1 pseudogene is annotated in these 413 nt (G+C 37.3%); it reads left to right on the forward strand.

The window, feature by feature from the left end:
- Positions 1 to 181: pseudogene (locus tag ACYQ3Q_RS28535) on the forward strand (IS4 family transposase); the annotation flags it as partial.
- Between the last annotated feature and the right edge of the window lie 232 nt (positions 182 to 413).

The raw sequence follows: 413 nt of genomic DNA on the forward strand, positions 1-413 counted from the left end.
AAAGGATTCATTGGTGCTCATGTTGCTAGAAGATGATCCAGAAAAGCGCAATGCGATGTTTCACCGGATAATGCAAGAAATTACAAAAAATATGGTTCCTGTTCGTCCAGGCCGAAGTCATACAAGAAGAAAGGGGCTTAAAGCTCATAAGTACCCTATAAATCAAAAGAGCTGCTTGTAACTCACTTTTCGCGTATAATGCGCCTATTTTGATATGACACTGGATACCCCAAAGGCCATGAACACAAGGACTTGTAATATTTTGGGTAATAAGTCCCGGGTATGTTATTGTTATTTATCATAAAAGTGTTTGATTTAACTACCTATCACCTTTTGGGATTCATCAAAAATACCTCCTTTTAGCAAGAAAAAAGCTTTTTGTAAGTTATTGGTACCATAGCCTGATGACATTG

This window comes from Desulfosporosinus burensis (assembly GCF_054657535.1).